The organism is Sphingomonas sp. CCH10-B3 (genome assembly GCF_001556185.1).
Lineage (GTDB): Bacteria > Pseudomonadota > Alphaproteobacteria > Sphingomonadales > Sphingomonadaceae > Sphingomonas > Sphingomonas aquatica.
In genome coordinates, this window is record NZ_LSIJ01000053.1 from 1 (window position 1) to 15,179 (window position 15,179).

Consider the following 15,179-nt stretch of genomic DNA (forward strand, 5'->3'; position numbering starts at 1 on the left):
CCCCCCACCAGCGGCGCCGCAGCTGCCGTTCGCGGTCTGCCCTTGCCCACACTGCCGCGCGCTCGCGCGGCGCTATCCGAACGACGGCGAGCAGCTGCACCTGCCGCCCCCAATCAAGCCGCCCGCCGTGACGGAAAAATCGATCGCGAAGCCGAAATCGAGCCGGAAAATGGGGGCGCCGACCGTCGCCGGCGCCCCGTCCAGTCCCGGCCCTCAAAGCAAGGCACCGCCGCTCCCCAGCGGCGATGCGGGCAGCCAGCGCCACCCGGATCGAAACCGGCGCTCGCGGCCGAACAGCCCAGCCGGAGAACGCTCATGACGATTAGCCAGATGATCCACGCCGATCTACGCATTTCACGCCTGAACGTCCGCAAGAACGAAGCCGACAACGCAAAGACCACCGCGCTCGAAGCGTCGCTGCTCGGTGTCGGCCAGCTCAAGCCGCTGATCGTCCACCCGTTCAAGGGGTCGAAGCCCAAGCGCTGGGGCGTGCTCGCCGGTGGCCGTCGTTTCCGCGCGATCGGCAACCTCATCGCGCGCGGCGACTGGCCGGCCGACCGGCCGATCGACGTCAAGATCGTCGACGGCCCCGACGCCGAGCTGATCGAGATCTCGCTGCACGAGAATATCTCGACTCCCTTACGCAGCTACGAGGTCTGCAGCACGATCGCGGGCCTCGTGAAGCGCGGCAAGCCGGTCGAACTGATCGCCGAGCATTACGACCAGACGCCGCGCCAGATCGCCCAGTTCGTCCGCCTCGGCAGCCTGGCCGCGCTGGTGTTCGCCGCCTATGCTGCCGAGGAACTGACGCTCGCCCAGGCCAAGGCGTTCGCCGCGACCGAGGATCAGGCGGCACAGCTCGCCGCCTGGGACGAGCTGCAGCACGTGCCGAGCTTCCAGCGCACGCCCGATCGCATCCGCGCGCTGCTGCGCGTCGGCGAGCGCGAGATGCAGCGGCTGCTGCGCTTCGTCGGCGCCGAAACCTACCGCGCTGCCGGCGGCCGTTACGAGCTCGACCTGTTCGCCGACGATGGCGAGGAACGCGGGCTGGTGACCGACGAGGATCTGCTGCGCAGCCTCGCCAACGCGCGCTTGGACGCCGAGCGCGAACGGGTGCGCAAGCGCGTCGGGCGCGACATTCGCTTCGCCGATCCGCCGCGCAGCGAATATGGCGGGCTCGATTATCAGCTGCAGATCACCTCGCGCCTCGCGCCGCTCGACGATTTCGACGCCGCCCGCGTTGCCGAGCTGACCGCGCTGCAGGCCGCGCTCGAGGATGAGGCGCGCGCGCTGACCGACGACGAAGGCGAGCCGCTCGCCGACGCGCAGCAGCGCGCGGATGCGATCGCCGCGCTCGACGCCCGCCACGACCCCGCCACCGCCGAGCTGGCGGCGATCGAGGCGCGGCGCCGCATCCTCCTGCCCGACGGCGACGTCACGGCTTCGCTCGAGATCACCGACAGCGGCGAGGTCCGGCTCGGCTTCTGGTGGGCGAGCGTCAAGGCCCGCCGCGCCTTCGACAAGGCGCAGGAAAAAGGCGTGTCGCTGCGCCCGATCGAGCCGAGCACCACGCCGGGCCCGCGCGAGGCGCAGGCGGCGGTGCGCGAAGAATATGGCATCTCGGCCGATTCGACCGAGATCGTCAAATCGGTCCGCCGCGAGCTGCTGCGCGCACTGCTCGTCGAGGACGCGGGGCGCGGCGGCACGCTCGGCCGCGACTATGCGATCTGGTCGTGCCTGCGTCAGGCAATCGGCAACGGCGCGCGCCACGCGACCGGCGCGCGCGGGATCGAGCGCGGCGGCGACATCGGCGGCTTCGACCTGGCGAGAAAGGCGCGCGAGCACGTCGAGATGACGGAGGCGCACCGCGTCTGGACCAACGCGATCGAGGATCTTCGCAAGGAAAGCTTCCTGACCGAAGCCGACGAAACCTTCGCCTTCCTCGACTTCCGTGCCGCGCCCGAACGGCTGCAGCGGCTTGCGGCTGCCGTTGTTGCTGGCATCGCGCTCGATCGCTCGGCCAATGCTCCCGGGCACGCCGTGCCGATGCACGATGCGCTTGCCCAGCTCGCGCGCGGCACGCCCGACGTGCTGCGCACGCTCTGGACGCCGACCGGCGAATTCCTCGATCTGATCCCGCGCGCGATGCGGCACGAGATCGCAGCAGAGTTCGTCGACAAGGCAACGCACGCCGCCTGGGGCAAGCTCAAGTCGGCCGAGCTCACCGATCGCCTCGCCCGCGCGCTCGGCCCGGCCACCAACGGCGTCGCACAGGGCTTCAAGACGGCGGCGCGCGACTGGGTCCACCCGCTCCTCGCCTTCGAGCCGCTCGATTTCACCAAGCCGCGGCCCGGTAGCTTGGCGGACCTTGTCGCGCGCGGCGTGCCGATCTCGGTCGACGCCCCCGAAATGCAGGAGGCGGCGGAATGACGAAGCTGTCGCAAGAACAGGTCGACCAAATCGCCGAGCTTCGCGAGAAGGGTTATTCCTATCGCAGGTTGGCCGAGAAGTTCGGCGTTTCGACCGGGGCGATCCATTATCGCTGCTTGCGCGTCGGCGCGCTGTCGCCGCGTTCGCAGCCAATCGACTATCCGGCACGGCGAGCGACCGGATACGGATTTGGCAAAGTCGTCCGTCACTTTTCGCCCGAGGACGATCGCCGGTTGCTCGATCTCGAGCGCGAGGGTGCGTCGCTCAACCAGATGGTCGAGCAGCTCGGCCGGGCCCGCACGACGGTTCGCATCCGCTTGCTGACGCTTGCCGCAAAGGAAGGCCTCGAATGAACGCGCCCCCCACAAACATGCGGGGGGGGGGGTGATGCCCTTCGCCAAGCCTCGCGGTCGCCAGCCGACCATCGAATGGGTGCCGATCGACGAGCTCGAGATCGACGAGAGCTACCAGCGCTCGATCGACACCGCCAAGTCGCAGCGCCTGATCCGCTCCATCGCCAGCAACTGGGACTGGGACGTGTTTGACGTGTTGAAGGTCTCGCGCCGCCCCGACGATCGCCAGTTCGTCATCGACGGCCAGCACCGGCGCGCCGCCGCCAAGCTGCGTGGCGACATCGCGCAGCTGCCCTGCGTGCTCAAGCGCTGCGCCGACGCGGCCGAGGAAGCGCGGCTGTTCTGGGAAGCCAATCGCGGGCGCAAGGCAATGGGGCGCATCGACGATTTCCGCGCGGCGATCGTCGCCGGCGACGGCGATGCGCTCGCGGTCGAGCGCGTGATCGTGGCGGCGGGCTTCAGCATTGCCCGGCACGAAATCCAGCGCCGGCTCGCGCCGGGTGAAATTGCCAACGTCGTCGGCATGCGCTCGCTGCTGCGCCGCTTCGGCGAGGCCCGGCTCGGCGAAGCACTAACGATGATGGGCGAAGCCTTCCCCGACGAAGTCCTGGTATCGCCGACCGCGTTTGCCGAGGCGATCGCCGAGTTGCTGGGCAGTCGGCCGCCGATCGATCCCGACGCGCTGTTTCAGACCTTGCTCGGCGGCACGACCGCCGACTGGGCGGGCTGGGCCGGGATCAACGCGATCCCGGGCGGCAAGTCGAAGGTGATCGCGCTGCGCAACGTCATCCGCCACCGCGCGGCCGGACTGGCGGTGGCGGCATGAAGCGCGACCAGAGCCGCCGCCTGCCACCGGTCATGGAGATGATGACTCACGACCAGGGCATGAAGGATTGTGCGGTCATGACCGACTGCGCGGTCCATACCATCGTGATGGCCGACGGGCGTGCCTATGCGGCGATGGTTTTCAATCAGCGCGAATGCCCGGTCGGCGCGACAGCGGTGCTCAATCGCGCAGAGGCTGAAGCGCAGATCGCGCTGCTTATGAACGCGCTCGACGACGCCGACCGCATCAACAGCGGTAACCCGCCACTCGCGCGAGAGAACCCGGGGTCGCTGCAATGAGGCCCGCCACTCATTACTGGCGACTGCGCTGCCGCCTGCCCGACCGCCACGGTACTCCGTGCCGTGTCATGGCGCGGGGCACAATGAACTCGGTCCAGATCGAGTTCGCCGACGGCGTCCGCCACATCGTCAGCCGCTTTGCCGTCAGGAGGATCAATTGACTGGAGACCGTTACAGCGAAGCTTGCCGCAGCGTGATCGAAAGTCGGTCAGGATCGACCAGCCGACTGCAGCGCACAATGCGGATCGGCTACAACGAAGCCGCGCGACTGATCGAGCGGATGGAGGCGCAGGGCATCGTATCGCGGCCCAACTCGGCCGGCGCGCGACAAGTATTGGTAGACGCTCTGCCAGCCGAGTTGGGCACGCAACAATGACCGGCGCCGGCGCATTCCCCTTTGACCCCGAGCGCATCGCCGCGCTGGGTCGCATCGCCGATGCGATCAACGGCCAGCACGCGCCGCGCCCACTCGATCAGCCGGTGCTGATCGACGAGGAAGGCGACGTGTTGCTGCCGGTGCCCGGCCAGGACGAGCACTACTGGGTGCCGCTCGCGGCCGGCCTGACGCTGCAATGGGCTCCTTGCCCGGAACAGGGCGGGCTGATGCTCGGCCTGTGGCCCGGCGCCGCCTGGGAAGATGCGGCACGCGGCCCGATCGCCGTCTTCCTGACCCCCAAGGGCCTGCGCGCTCTGATCACCGACCTGCAGGCGATCGACGCCGCGCTGGGGGCGCAGTCGCCGTGATTTCAAACTTCATCGCGCGCAGCGCGATGCACGTCGCCCACCACCGAAGGAGAATGAAGATGTCGGCATTCGATTTTCAACAGATCACCGAAGTAAAACTTGCCGAGGGTGCGCACAGCACGCCCGAGCAGGGCATGTGTTTCATGGAAATGGTCGCATGGTTCGCCGGCGAGGTGCACAGCGACAAACCCGCCTGCGCCTGCCCGGTGCTGGGCGCCTATGGAATTCGGCTCAACGACAGCATGCCCGATCATGAGCGCGACAGCTTGCTGAAGCCGCTGGTGCCGATGATCGCGGGCACGCGTAGCGCAAGCGACGAGCTCGCCCGCGCTCATTTCCTTGCGATGTGGGCGGTGAACAAGGTCTATCCGCTTTGGCTGCGCGTCTACGGTATCCCAGCGCTCGACGACTTGGCCCGCGAATGCGAGCACGCCAAGTCGGTCGATGACCTGCAACGATTGGCCGCTCGGGCCGATCTGGCCGCTCGGGCCGCTCGGGCCGCTCTGGCCGCTCGGGCCGCTCTGGCCGCTCTGGCCGCTCGGGCCGCTCGGGCCGATCTGGCCGCTCGGGCCGCTCGGGCCGATCTGGCCGCTCTGGCCGCTCTGGCCGCTCGGGCCGCTCGGGCCGATCTGGCCGCTCGGGCCGATCTGGCCGCTCGGGCCGCTCGGGCCGATCTGGCCGCTCGGGCCGGCGATCAGATTTATCCGATCGCGGTTGAAGGGCTGCGACAGGCTATCCTGATCGGCCGCCATGAGGGATTCGACCTCGCGATCGATCTCGCAGCACGTCGCGAGGCACTCAAGCAGCTGGTCGACGCATGACGGCCCCGCGCGTGGATCGACGGGGCTTCGCCCCGTCGATCAATCGCCGCGCTGCGGCGATGCCCCATCCGTGCCATGATGGCAGACCGCGCCGCCTGCACCGGAAGCGCGGTCGCAGCGCCGTAACGCCACCCGGCGCACTCTACGTCGGCCGCCCGACGATCTGGAGCAATCCGTTTGCGGGCCGGAAAGGCATCGGGCACGCCCGTAGCGTTATTCTTTACCGGGCATGGGTAGAGGGTCAACTGACGCGCCACGTCCTCGAGCGTGCCGGCTTCAGCAACGCCGAGATCGACGCCCTCGCGCGTTGGCGCCGTCGCCTGATCGAGCGTCTGCCGGAGCTGCGCGGCCACGATCTGCAGTGCTGGTGCCCGCTCACCTCGGCCTGGTGCCATGCAGACGTTCAGATCGACTTCGCGAATTTTCGAGATCTCGGAGCGCTGGCAGCATGACCGACCGTCCGATCAGCCTGCCCGCGGCCGACGTCGCCGGCATCGCCCATCATCGCCGCTCGAGCGTGCGCCGCCTCGTTCAGAGCCAGCTCGGCAAGGTCCGCGTCGGCGATCGGCTGTGGGTCCGCGAGCCTTTCCACCTTGAGGAGCGCTTCGACCGGATCGCGCCGCTACAGGCGCTGCGCTGTGGTGCCGCGCGCTTCTGGTATGCGGCCGATGGCGAGGTCATGCCCGGCTTCGGCCCGGCCCGCTTCGCCCGCGCGATGCCGCGCGCCTGTTCGCGCTTGTGGCTGCGGGTTGACGCGGTGCACACCGGCCCGCTGCAATCGATCACACCCCAAGAAGCCGAAGCCGAGGGCGCCTATCATCGCTCTTGGCCCGTCGGCGCCGGCGACCGGATGGTCGACCTTGCAGGCTGGGCCATGGGGTTCGAAGCCGCCCGCAAGGTCGGTGTTGCCGATGATCCGGTCACCGCGTTCCGGCGCTATTGGGATATCGGGAACGCTGTCGACCAAGGCCTGGGCGGCTCGCGCGTGCCGATCGTCAAAAGCTGGGCATCCAATCCAATCGTGATCGCGATCCGCTTCACGCCCGTCTGGGCCAACATCGATGCGCCCGCCGGCGCGGCGGTGACGGCATGAAGTCCGCCCGATTGGTGCCCGGTTGTACCGGCGCAGAGGCGGTTGCCGCACTCAAGGCTGCGGGGGAGCGCGAAGGCGTTCACCTGCATGATCTTGTCCGCGATCTTCACAAGTCACCAACAACCTACGTCGCACAGCTCGCCCGCGCCGCTCGGCCACAAAAGGCGACTATCGAGAAGCTGAACGCCCGCCTCGCCGATCCGCGGCGTTTTGGAAAAGCGGCTGCCGAGAGTGTCGCTCCCGAGCAACCGATCCCTAAAGTTGCTACCGCTTCGAGTTCGCGCGATCCCTGCTTTCGCTGCGGTGTGCGCGGCGACATCGGCTGTAGCTGCCATGCCCGGGGTGCAGCGGCATGACGACGATCGCCACCATTGCCACGCTCGGCGTCCGTGCGGTGATCGTCACCGCGCTCCTGCTCGTCATCATCATCGCCGTCGGCCGCCTCGAGACGCTGGTCACATTCGTCGCGCGCCTGTGGTTCGACCGGGAGGAGCATTAGATGACGATCACCGTGGATCAGCTCGAGGCGGCGCATTGGCTTGTCGTGGGTACCACCGGCAGCGGCAAGACCTATCTGGCGCGCGGCCTGCTCGAGCAGCTGCGCCGCGCCGATCGTCGCGTCGGCGCCGTCGACAAGCTGGGCAAGCTATGGGGTTTGACGCTGTCGGCCAACGGTACCGGGCCGGGGCTGGAATTCGTCATCTTCGGCGGCAAGCGGGCGCAGGTGCCGATGCGGCCCGATCAGGGCGCGGTGATCGGGCGCCTATTCGTCGAGCAGAACATCCCGGCGATCTTCGACCTCAGCCAATGGAAAGCGCCCGACAGCGAGCGCTGGGTGGCCGACTTTTCCGAAGCCGTCTTTGCCGCCAACACCACGGCGCTGCACCTGGTGTTCGACGAGGCGCAAAGCTGGGTGCCGCAGAATGGCGGCGGCCCGGCTTATGACGCTGTACGGCTGCTGGCCGAGCAGGGCCGTGGCAATGGCATCAACCTGTTGCTGACGGCACCGCGCATGGCCGGGCTAGACGCTAACGTGCGCGGCGCGATCGCGGCGATGGTCGCGATGCGACAGACGCTCGACATCGACATCAAGCGGACTGCCGAGACGATCGGGGCGCATCTGACGATCGACGACAGGGCCTTCAGAACGGAGCTGCCAACGCTGCCCACCGGCACCGGCTATGTCTGGAGCCCAACCGGCGCGCGGATCGAGCGCGTTGCTTTTACGCCCAACACCACCTTCGACAGCAGTCGCACGCCGCGCCACGGCGACACACCACCCGCGCCGATCGCGATCTCGAGCAGCCTGGTCGACGAGCTGCGCGCCGCACTGATGCCGCCCGTCGAAACGGAAAAGCCGGAAAGCCAGAAATCCGGCTTTCCGCATGCCGATACGCATGCGGCCCTCGAAGCGCGTATTAGCGAGCTCGAAGCCATCGTCGCCGATCAGCGCGCCGAGCTTGAGCATCTGCGCGGCGTTGACGCAGAGTGCGAAGCCTATAGCGCTGGTTTGACGGCGCTCGATCAACTAGTTCGTTCAATCCAGAGCGGTGAGTTTCGCGCCAATTTGCATTCTGGCGATGCAGATTTTAAAAAACACCTGTCACGAGTAAGCGACGCGGCAGCTGGCAGCCAGGGCAAGGGTTCGTCCCCCCCGATCGCAGGCATGCCGGAGCGCGGGGACGCCGACGTCCCGCACGAAGCTCCGGCTGCCACTTCAGCATCCGCTGGCCCCGCTGCCGACGTAGGCGCGTTCGCCGCTGCCGCAAAAACGCGGGGCGGCGCGACGATACGCATTGGCGCACCTGCGGCGGGTGACGTCGACCTGCCGCCCCGTCGCATTCGCATTCTTGAAGCAATCGCGGCCGCTGACGGAGTCATGAAAACATCGACGCCGTCGCGGCGCGTCGTGGCGTGGCTTGCGGAAACCATGCCGAGCAGCTCGACCTTCGAGAAGGACCTGGGCGCGCTGCGCACGCTCGGCCTGATCGACTATCCGGCGGCCGGGCTGGTGACGCTCACCCGGCCAGGGCGCGATCGGCTCGGCCGTCGCCCCGTCGCGCCCGCCACCCGCGACGCGCTGCTCGCGTTGATCGCGCGCAAGCTGCCACCACGGCGCGCCGATATCATCCGTGCACTCTGGCCAATACGCGACGACGTTACCCGCAAAGACCTTGCGCGATATCTCAACATTTCGCCGAGCAGCTCGACCTTCGAGAAGGACCTGGGCGCGCTGCGCACGCTTGGCCTGATTGATTATCCGGCGCAGGGCATGGTGCAGCTGGCCGCGGTGTTTCGGGCATGAGCGCCGTCTTCGATCCTTCGAACGAGATCATTGATTCGATCGTTGCGCGCGTCGCTCGCGATCATGCCGGTGACAGCAACGGCCTTTGTCGTGCCCTTCGCCGCGCGGCCGAGCTCGGCTGGCGCGCACATGCCGCGCTCACCGATGCCGAACGCATGATCGTCGAGGCGATCGCGCCGCCGTGATCGGCGCCCAGTCTCTCACCGTTCCCGTCATCCCAATCGAGTATGCGTCAATGAGTCACCACGGCCCAATTGCTTCAGATCAAGCCCAGCCCAGCGGCCGCTTTCTCAGCATGGTCGATGTCGAACATGCCATCAGCCTGAGTAAAGCGACAATCAACCGCCTCCACCGCATCGGTCGATTTCCCAGAAAGCGCCACCTGAGCGATCGTCGCATTGGCTGGTTCGAAAGCGACATCGCGGCCTGGCAAGCAACGCGCCGCACCGCCGGCCGCGTCACCACCGAAGAATAAATCCTAGTCCAAGGGGGCACGATTGGGGGCATCACCTGCCCCCATCGACCCCCGTTTTGCCTTCAATTTCGGGGGAATTAGCATGTCGAACGAATTGTACTCAGGGAGCCAGCCTCCACACAGCGGATTGCCAGACGCCAGTCTGCGCTCCTAGACTGCGCTGATCGAGCCGGGTTGATGGCCGGCCAAGCGAAGAGGATGCGCCATGCGCCACACTCCACCGTTCAGGGCGGCGATTTGCGCTGCCGTTCTGATGCTTGCGGGATGCACGGCAGCCCCGCAGACCGACGCGCAGGGTTTCGTCATCGATCCCGATTTCGAAAAGCGGCTGCAGGAGCAATTGCTCGACGCCAAGCCGGGCAGCGTCATCATCATCCCCGCAGGCAAATTTGCCCTCACCCGCAGCCTGAGCCTCGCCGGCAGTGGCGTAACGATCCGCGGCGCAGGTATGGACAAGTCGATCCTGTCGTTCGCCCGGCAAACCTCGGGCGCGGAGGGACTGCTGGTGACCGGCGACGACTTCACACTCCAGGATGTCGCGATCGAGGACAGCAAGGGCGACGGGCTGAAGATCAACGGCACCACCAATGCCGTGATGCGCCGGGTGCGTGTCGGCTGGTCGGGCGAGCCCAAGACTTCAAACGGCGCTTATGGTCTCTATCCCGTGCAGGTCACCAATGTGCTGATCGAGGATTGCGTGGTGAAGGGCGCGTCGGACGCGGGCATTTATGTCGGCCAGTCCAAGAACATTATCGTGCGCCGCAACCGCGCCGAAAATAACGTCGCGGGGATCGAGATCGAAAATTCGACCGGTGCCGATGTCCACGACAATGTCGCCACCGGCAATGCGGGCGGTATTCTCGTCTTCAACATGCCCGACCTGCCGGTGCCCGGCAGCAAGACGCGCGTGTTCCACAATCAGGTGCTTGCCAACAATCATGTCAATTTCGGCGCCAAGGGAACGGCGGTTGCCTCGGTCCCGTCGGGGTCGGGCGTGATCGTCAATTCGAACGACGAGGTCGAGATTTTCGACAACGACTTGAAAGACAACAAGACCGCCAACGTCATCATTTCGAGCTTCTTTTCGCTCGGCTTCGATACCTCGCGCGGGGTCGCGGCGAGCTATGATGGCTTCCCAGAAAACATCTATGTGACCGGCAACCGCATTTCGGGCGGCGGAACCGATCCGGGCGCGAAATATGCCCCGCTGAAGGCACTGGGCGGTGGCGCGCTGCCGGCAGTGCTGTGGGACGGCTTCACCAATCCGAAGGTCGCCAAACCCGGCATCTGCGTGCAGAATGGCGATGCGAAAGTGCTCAACGTCGATGGCCCCAACAAATCGGCAAGCCCGCATATCGACACCGGGCTGAATTGCGCGCCAGCGACGCGACTGCCCGCGATCACCCTGCCCGCCGCGATGACCAAATAGCCGCGTCATGCTTCGCTGGCTTCTGGGACTGGGCGCGACGCTGGTGCTGGCGAGTTGCGCGCGCACGCCGAGCGCGGTCACTTTCCATGCGCAGGGCAATCCGCAATCGCTCGCCGACTGGGGCCTGTTCGACGTAAAAGGCGGGCGGATCGAGCCACGTGCCGGTCTCGTCACTTATGAACTCGCGACGCCGCTGTTCAGCGATTATGCGCAGAAATGGCGGGCCGTGTTCGTGCCCAACGGCGCGAGCGCGCGCTATGATCGGGTCGCCACCTTCGACTTTCCGGTCGGCACCATTATCGCCAAGACCTTCTATTACTCGACGCCGGCCGGCGCGGTGCCGGGATCGAGCACTCGGGTGTTGAAGGTCACGCCCGCCACTTACCAGACCGGCGTGGCAGGGCTCGATCTGCGCGAAGCTCGGTTGATCGAGACGCGACTGCTGGTGCGGCGCGCGAGCGGTTGGGAGGCGCTGCCCTATGTGTGGAACGCCGAACAGACCGAAGCGACGTTGCAGCGCACCGGCACGGAAATCCCGCTCGATTTCGACGATGGCGGCAAGGTTACCCGCTTCACCTACACCGTCCCCAATGTGAATCAGTGCGCCGGGTGCCATGCGACCGACCGCACCAAGCAGCTGTTCCCGATCGGCTTGAAGGCCCGCCACCTCAATCGCGATTTCCCCGGCATCGGCGGCGACATCAACGAGATCACACGGCTGACGCAGATTGGTTATCTCAGCGGCGCGCCTGCGCCCGGCAGTGCCCCCCGCGATGCGCGCTTCGATGACCTGCGCGCCAGCATCGACGCCCGCGCGCGCGCCTATCTCGACGTCAATTGCGCGCATTGCCACAGCGCAACCGGGCCCGCGCGCGTGTCGGGGCTATGGCTCGATTCGCCGACGATCGACCTGCGCAAGCTTGGCGCGTGCAAGCCGCCGATTGCGGCCGGGCGCGGCACCGGCAATCGCAGATATGGCATTGTCCCCGGCCACCCCGAGCGCTCGATCCTGGCCTATCGGCTCGAAACGAATGATCCCGGCGCAATGATGCCCGAAACCGGACGCAGCCTGACCCACGCCGAGGGCGTGGCGCTGATCAAGCAGTGGATCGCCGGACTCAAAGGGGCGTGCGACGCGGGCGTTTAGACCAGCGCCTTCTTCAGCAGATCGTTGACGACACCCGGATTGGCCTTGCCGCCCATGGCCTTCATCGTCTGGCCGACGAAGAAGCCGTAGAGCGCTTCCTTCCCGCCCTTGTATTGCGCGACCTTGTCGGCATTGTCGGCGAGCACCTTGGCGATCACCGCTTCAATCGCGCCGGTGTCGCTGGTCTGCTTCAGGCCGCGCTCCTCGACGATGGCGGGGGCGCCCTGCCCGGTCTCCAGCATGATTTCGAACACCTGCTTGGCAAGGCTGCCCGACAGTGTGCCGTCGGCGACAAGCGCGAGCAGCTCGGCCGCCTGCGCCGGGGTGACGGGCGAGTCGGCGATGTCCTTGTTGAGCCGGTTGAGCGCGCCGAACAGCTCCGACGTTACCCAATTCGCCGCCGGCACCGGCTTGGCACCGGTTTCGAGCAGTGCGTCGAACCAGCGCGCGGCGTCGACGTCGGCGGTCAGTACGGCAGCGGCATAGGGCGTGATGCCGAGCGTTTCATACCGCTTGCGCTTGGCATCGGGCATTTCGGGCAGGCTCGCGCGGCACTCCTCCAGAAACGCATCGTCAAGCACCAGCGGCAGCAGATCGGGATCGGAGAAATAGCGATAGTCGTGCGCGTCTTCCTTCGACCGCATCGACCGCGTCTCATTCCGGTCGGGGTCGTAGAGCCGCGTTTCCTGAACGATCCGCCCGCCGCTCTCCAGCACCGCGATCTGGCGCTTGGCCTCCTGCTCGACGACGGCCATCACGAAGCGGACCGAGTTCACGTTCTTGGTCTCGGTGCGCGTGCCGAACGGTTCGCCGGGCTTGCGGACGCTGACGTTGACGTCGGCGCGCATCGATCCCTGGTCCATATTGCCGTCGCAACTGCCGACATAACGCAGGATCGATCGCAGCTTCGACAGATAAGCCCCTGCTTCGGCAGGCGATGCCATGTCGGGCTTTGACACGATTTCCATCAGCGCGACGCCCGATCGGTTGAGATCGACATAGGAGCGTGTCGGGTGCTGATCGTGCATCAGCTTGCCGGCATCCTGCTCGACATGGATGCGCTCGACGCCAATCCGCTTGGTCGCGGCATCGGGGTTCTTGTCATCGAGGGAGATCATGATCGCGCCTTCGCCGACGATCGGGTGATAGAGCTGACTGATCTGATAGCCCTGCGGCAGATCGGCGTAGAAGTAATTCTTGCGGTCGAACCGCGACCATTTGTTGATCTGCGCCTCGATCGCCATGCCGGTGCGCACCGCCTGGCGGATGCACTCGCGATTGGGCACGGGGAGCATGCCCGGCATCGCGGCGTCGACTAGGCTCACCTGCGTGTTGGGCTCGGCCCCAAAGGCGGTTGCCGCGCCCGAGAAGAGCTTGGCGTCCGAGGTCACCTGCGCATGGACTTCGAGGCCGACAACGACCTCCCAATCGCCGGTTTCGCCTTTGATCGTATAACCGCTCACCACCAAGCCTCCGGTCGCGCGACGAAGCCCGCGCGTTCTTCCAATGCCAGACACGCGTTGAGCACGCCCTGCTCATCGAGCGCCTTGCCGATGATCTGCAGCCCCAGCGGCAGTCCGGCCTTGTCGAGGCCACCGGGCACGCTCATCGCGGGCAGCCCGGCGAGCGACGACGGCACCGTGAAGACGTCGTTCAAATACATCGCGATCGGATCGGCGCTCTTCTCGCCGAGCGCAAAGGCGGCGCTCGGCGCGGTCGGTGTGAGCAGGTAATCGCACGCCTCGAACGCGAGGTCGAAATCGCGGGCGATGAGGGTGCGCACCTTCGAAGCCTGTGTGAAATACGCGTCGTAAAAGCCTGCCGACAAGACATAAGTGCCGATCATGATCCGGCGCTTGACCTCGTTGCCGAAGCCCGCCGCGCGCGTCGCCGCGTACATGTCCTGCAGGTTCGCGCCCTCGGGCAAGTCGCGCAGGCCGTAGCGCACACCGTCATAGCGCGCGAGGTTGGACGAGGCTTCGGCAGGCGCGATAATGTAATAGGCGGGCAGCGCATATTTGGTGTGTGGCAGCGAGACTTCGACGATCTCGGCGCCCGCGTCCTTCAGCCAGTCGATCCCCTGCTGCCACAGCGCGTCGATTTCGGCGGGCATGTTGTCGACGCGGTATTCCTTGGGAATGCCGATCCGCTTGCCGGCCATGCTGCTGTTGAGCCCGGCTTCCCACTGCGGCACGGGCAGCTCGAGCGAGGTCGCGTCCTTGGGATCGAAACCCGCCATTGCCTCCAGCAGGATCGCACAGTCGCGCACGTCGCGCGCCATCGGGCCTGCCTGGTCGAGCGACGAGGCGAACGCCACCACGCCCCAGCGCGAGCAGCGGCCATAGGTCGGCTTGATCCCCGAAATGCCGGTAAAGGCCGCAGGCTGCCGGATCGAGCCGCCGGTGTCGGTGCCGGTCGCGCCCGGGCAGAGTCGCGCCGACACTGCCGCCGAAGACCCGCCCGAGGAACCACCCGGCGCGAGCGGCGCATTACTGCCATCGCTGCGCCGCCACGGCGAGATGACATTGCCGAACGCGGACGTCTCGTTCGATGATCCCATCGCGAACTGGTCCATGTTCAGCTTGCCGAGCATCCCCGCGCCCGCCGCGAACAGGTTCGACGAGACGGTCGATTCATATTGCGGGGTGAAGCCCTCGAGGATCAGGCTGGCGGCCGTTGTCGGCACACCACGCGTGCAGAACAGGTCCTTCATGCCGATCGGCACACCCGCGAGCGGCTTGAGCGTCTCGCCCGCGGCGCGCGCGGCATCGGCTTCGCTCGCCGCCGCAATCGCATGGTCGGGGGTCTCGACCAGAAACGCGTTGAGCGCCTTGGCCTTGCTGACCTTGACGATGAAGGCGTCAGCGACTTCGCGCGCCGAGAAGGCGCCCGTGCGCACGCCATCGCGCAGCGCGGCCACGCCGAGATCGGTGATGTCGCTCATTATTCGATCACCTTCGGCACGGTGAAAAAGCCATGCTCGGCTTGCGGGGCATTGGCGAGCACCGCGTCGCGGACATTGCCGCCGGTCAATGGATCGGCGTTGACGACGTCGTCGCGCAGCCGCAGCGTGTTGGCGATCACTGCCGTCATCGGTGCGACATCACGCGTGTCGACTTCGCCGAGCTGTTCGATCCAGCCCATGATGTTGCCGAGCTCGGGCGCGATGCGCGCCGCCTCTTCCTCGGTGATCGCGATCCGGGCAAGGCTCGCGATCTTGCGGACGGTGGGAATGTCTACTGCCATGGCCAAGCGGC

Annotated in this window: 21 protein-coding genes; 18 read left to right on the top strand and 3 right to left on the bottom strand. The window is 66.7% G+C overall.

From position 1 onward, the window contains the following. From AX672_RS19035 to AX672_RS08580, 18 genes are all read left to right on the top strand, one after another. Positions 1-319: hypothetical protein (locus AX672_RS19035; RefSeq protein WP_443026233.1), on the top strand; the 319-nt coding region annotated here is incomplete at its 5' end. Further along, on the top strand, positions 316-2,430 hold the full coding sequence (locus tag AX672_RS08520; RefSeq protein WP_066650724.1) for a ParB N-terminal domain-containing protein: 2,115 nt from the start codon (positions 316-318) through the stop codon (positions 2,428-2,430). The genes AX672_RS19035 and AX672_RS08520, both read left to right, overlap by 4 nt. After that, positions 2,427-2,783, top strand: a complete 357-nt coding sequence (locus AX672_RS08525; protein ID WP_066650725.1) for a helix-turn-helix domain-containing protein — start codon at positions 2,427-2,429, stop codon at positions 2,781-2,783. The genes AX672_RS08520 and AX672_RS08525 overlap by 4 nt, the downstream gene beginning before the upstream one ends. A 34-nt stretch (positions 2,784-2,817) precedes the next feature. Next, positions 2,818-3,609, top strand: a complete 792-nt coding sequence (locus tag AX672_RS08530) for a ParB/RepB/Spo0J family partition protein (protein WP_066650726.1) — start codon at positions 2,818-2,820, stop codon at positions 3,607-3,609. Beyond that, positions 3,606-3,908: a hypothetical protein gene (locus tag AX672_RS08535; RefSeq protein ID WP_066650727.1), complete on the top strand. Its 303-nt coding sequence runs from the start codon at positions 3,606-3,608 to the stop codon at positions 3,906-3,908. The genes AX672_RS08530 and AX672_RS08535 overlap by 4 nt, the downstream gene beginning before the upstream one ends. Further along, the gene (locus tag AX672_RS19040; RefSeq protein ID WP_231731235.1) at positions 3,905-4,069 is read left to right on the top strand and encodes a hypothetical protein; all 165 of its coding nucleotides are present in this window, start codon (positions 3,905-3,907) and stop codon (positions 4,067-4,069) included. Before AX672_RS08535 ends, AX672_RS19040 begins: the two co-directional genes overlap by 4 nt. Continuing rightward, positions 4,066-4,284, top strand: a complete 219-nt coding sequence (locus AX672_RS19045) for a DNA translocase FtsK (protein WP_269454042.1) — start codon at positions 4,066-4,068, stop codon at positions 4,282-4,284. Before AX672_RS19040 ends, AX672_RS19045 begins: the two co-directional genes overlap by 4 nt. Next, the gene (locus tag AX672_RS08540) at positions 4,281-4,652 is read left to right on the top strand and encodes a hypothetical protein (RefSeq protein WP_066650728.1); all 372 of its coding nucleotides are present in this window, start codon (positions 4,281-4,283) and stop codon (positions 4,650-4,652) included. The genes AX672_RS19045 and AX672_RS08540 overlap by 4 nt, the downstream gene beginning before the upstream one ends. A gap of 59 nt (positions 4,653-4,711) precedes the next feature. Continuing rightward, on the top strand, positions 4,712-5,473 hold the full coding sequence (locus AX672_RS19050) for a hypothetical protein (RefSeq protein ID WP_231731237.1): 762 nt from the start codon (positions 4,712-4,714) through the stop codon (positions 5,471-5,473). Further along, positions 5,470-5,925, top strand: a complete 456-nt coding sequence (locus AX672_RS08550) for a DUF4326 domain-containing protein (RefSeq protein WP_066650730.1) — start codon at positions 5,470-5,472, stop codon at positions 5,923-5,925. Before AX672_RS19050 ends, AX672_RS08550 begins: the two co-directional genes overlap by 4 nt. Continuing rightward, positions 5,922-6,566, top strand: a complete 645-nt coding sequence (locus tag AX672_RS08555) for a hypothetical protein (RefSeq protein ID WP_066650731.1) — start codon at positions 5,922-5,924, stop codon at positions 6,564-6,566. The genes AX672_RS08550 and AX672_RS08555 overlap by 4 nt, the downstream gene beginning before the upstream one ends. Continuing rightward, positions 6,563-6,922 carry a hypothetical protein gene (locus AX672_RS18570; RefSeq protein WP_168727405.1) on the top strand — a complete coding sequence of 120 codons (360 nt, stop codon included), beginning with the start codon at positions 6,563-6,565 and terminating at the stop codon, positions 6,920-6,922. Before AX672_RS08555 ends, AX672_RS18570 begins: the two co-directional genes overlap by 4 nt. After that, complete coding sequence (locus AX672_RS18575) at positions 6,919-7,065, top strand: hypothetical protein (RefSeq protein ID WP_168727406.1); 147 nt, start codon at positions 6,919-6,921, stop codon at positions 7,063-7,065. The genes AX672_RS18570 and AX672_RS18575 overlap by 4 nt, the downstream gene beginning before the upstream one ends. Further along, complete coding sequence (locus AX672_RS08560; protein ID WP_066650732.1) at positions 7,066-8,871, top strand: type IV secretion system DNA-binding domain-containing protein; 1,806 nt, start codon at positions 7,066-7,068, stop codon at positions 8,869-8,871. Then, the gene (locus AX672_RS08565; RefSeq protein WP_066650733.1) at positions 8,868-9,056 is read left to right on the top strand and encodes a hypothetical protein; all 189 of its coding nucleotides are present in this window, start codon (positions 8,868-8,870) and stop codon (positions 9,054-9,056) included. Before AX672_RS08560 ends, AX672_RS08565 begins: the two co-directional genes overlap by 4 nt. Further along, on the top strand, positions 9,053-9,346 hold the full coding sequence (locus AX672_RS08570) for a helix-turn-helix transcriptional regulator (protein ID WP_168727407.1): 294 nt from the start codon (positions 9,053-9,055) through the stop codon (positions 9,344-9,346). Before AX672_RS08565 ends, AX672_RS08570 begins: the two co-directional genes overlap by 4 nt. 205 nt (positions 9,347-9,551) lie before the next feature. Then, a complete protein-coding gene (locus tag AX672_RS08575) occupies positions 9,552-10,775 on the top strand; it encodes a parallel beta-helix domain-containing protein (protein WP_066650735.1) in 1,224 nt (407 codons plus the stop codon). A 7-nt stretch (positions 10,776-10,782) separates the two neighbouring features. After that, entirely contained in the window at positions 10,783-11,922 is a 1,140-nt protein-coding gene (locus tag AX672_RS08580) for an SO2930 family diheme c-type cytochrome (RefSeq protein ID WP_066650736.1), read from the top strand. Here the strand turns inward: AX672_RS08580 and gatB are convergent. From gatB to gatC, 3 genes are read right to left on the bottom strand one after another with little or no spacing between them, the layout of a single operon-like run. After that, on the bottom strand, positions 11,919-13,385 hold the full coding sequence (gene gatB / locus AX672_RS08585) for an Asp-tRNA(Asn)/Glu-tRNA(Gln) amidotransferase subunit GatB (protein WP_066650751.1): 1,467 nt from the start codon (positions 13,383-13,385) through the stop codon (positions 11,919-11,921). The two genes, AX672_RS08580 and gatB, sit on opposite strands and share 4 nt — an antisense overlap. Next, a complete protein-coding gene (gene gatA, locus AX672_RS08590) occupies positions 13,382-14,866 on the bottom strand; it encodes an Asp-tRNA(Asn)/Glu-tRNA(Gln) amidotransferase subunit GatA (RefSeq protein ID WP_066650737.1) in 1,485 nt (494 codons plus the stop codon). The genes gatB and gatA overlap by 4 nt, the downstream gene beginning before the upstream one ends. Beyond that, positions 14,866-15,168 (bottom strand): Asp-tRNA(Asn)/Glu-tRNA(Gln) amidotransferase subunit GatC, encoded by a 303-nt coding sequence (gene gatC / locus AX672_RS08595; protein ID WP_066650738.1) that lies wholly within the window; start codon positions 15,166-15,168, stop codon positions 14,866-14,868. Before gatC ends, gatA begins: the two co-directional genes overlap by 1 nt. Positions 15,169-15,179: the final 11 nt, after the last annotated feature.

Excerpts from the sequence above, each read along its gene's own strand:
- AX672_RS08580 (WP_066650736.1), top strand. The coding sequence starts at position 10,783 with ATGCTTCGCTGGCTTCTGGGACTGGGCGCGACGCTGGTGCTGGCGAGT.
- AX672_RS08555 (WP_066650731.1), top strand. The coding sequence starts at position 5,922 with ATGACCGACCGTCCGATCAGCCTGCCCGCGGCCGACGTCGCCGGCATC.
- AX672_RS08525 (WP_066650725.1), top strand. The coding sequence starts at position 2,427 with ATGACGAAGCTGTCGCAAGAACAGGTCGACCAAATCGCCGAGCTTCGC.
- AX672_RS08560 (WP_066650732.1), top strand. The coding sequence starts at position 7,066 with ATGACGATCACCGTGGATCAGCTCGAGGCGGCGCATTGGCTTGTCGTG.
- AX672_RS08520 (WP_066650724.1), top strand. The coding sequence starts at position 316 with ATGACGATTAGCCAGATGATCCACGCCGATCTACGCATTTCACGCCTG.
- gatC (WP_066650738.1), bottom strand. The coding sequence starts at position 15,168 with ATGGCAGTAGACATTCCCACCGTCCGCAAGATCGCGAGCCTTGCCCGG.
- AX672_RS08535 (WP_066650727.1), top strand. The coding sequence starts at position 3,606 with ATGAAGCGCGACCAGAGCCGCCGCCTGCCACCGGTCATGGAGATGATG.
- AX672_RS08550 (WP_066650730.1), top strand. The coding sequence starts at position 5,470 with ATGACGGCCCCGCGCGTGGATCGACGGGGCTTCGCCCCGTCGATCAAT.
- AX672_RS08540 (WP_066650728.1), top strand. The coding sequence starts at position 4,281 with ATGACCGGCGCCGGCGCATTCCCCTTTGACCCCGAGCGCATCGCCGCG.
- AX672_RS08575 (WP_066650735.1), top strand. The coding sequence starts at position 9,552 with ATGCGCCACACTCCACCGTTCAGGGCGGCGATTTGCGCTGCCGTTCTG.
- gatA (WP_066650737.1), bottom strand. The coding sequence starts at position 14,866 with ATGAGCGACATCACCGATCTCGGCGTGGCCGCGCTGCGCGATGGCGTG.
- AX672_RS19050 (WP_231731237.1), top strand. The coding sequence starts at position 4,712 with ATGTCGGCATTCGATTTTCAACAGATCACCGAAGTAAAACTTGCCGAG.
- AX672_RS19040 (WP_231731235.1), top strand. The coding sequence starts at position 3,905 with ATGAGGCCCGCCACTCATTACTGGCGACTGCGCTGCCGCCTGCCCGAC.
- AX672_RS18575 (WP_168727406.1), top strand. The coding sequence starts at position 6,919 with ATGACGACGATCGCCACCATTGCCACGCTCGGCGTCCGTGCGGTGATC.
- AX672_RS18570 (WP_168727405.1), top strand. The coding sequence starts at position 6,563 with ATGAAGTCCGCCCGATTGGTGCCCGGTTGTACCGGCGCAGAGGCGGTT.
- AX672_RS08565 (WP_066650733.1), top strand. The coding sequence starts at position 8,868 with ATGAGCGCCGTCTTCGATCCTTCGAACGAGATCATTGATTCGATCGTT.
- AX672_RS08530 (WP_066650726.1), top strand. The coding sequence starts at position 2,818 with ATGCCCTTCGCCAAGCCTCGCGGTCGCCAGCCGACCATCGAATGGGTG.